A 251-nucleotide genomic window follows, 5' to 3' on the forward strand; every position below is an offset into this window, starting at 1 on the left:
GCACGTGGGTGGACCATTGCTGGATGTGCAGGGCGTCACGCTTCAGTACAAGACGAAGCAGCATCTCGTTACCGCAACCTATCGTGTCAGCTTTGGTGTCCTTAAAAGCGACAGGTTCGTCTTGCTAGGGCCGTCAGGTTGCGGCAAATCTACCTTGCTCAAGGCGGTCGGCGGCTTTCTAAAGCCAATGGAAGGCACGATCACCCTCAAAGGGCGCATCATCGATGGACCCGGCCCGGACCGCATGATGG

1 protein-coding gene is annotated in these 251 nt (G+C 57.4%); it reads left to right on the forward strand.

Annotated features, from left to right (window positions below; all coding sequences use genetic code 11):
* Positions 1 to 4: 4 nt before the first annotated feature.
* Positions 5 to 251: ATP-binding cassette domain-containing protein (locus tag ACTFO6_RS19255; RefSeq protein ID WP_439935930.1), on the forward strand; the 247-nt coding region annotated here is incomplete at its 3' end.

Origin of the sequence: Pelomicrobium sp. G1 (assembly GCF_051905455.1) — a bacterium.
GTDB lineage: Bacteria > Pseudomonadota > Gammaproteobacteria > Burkholderiales > UBA6910 > Pelomicrobium.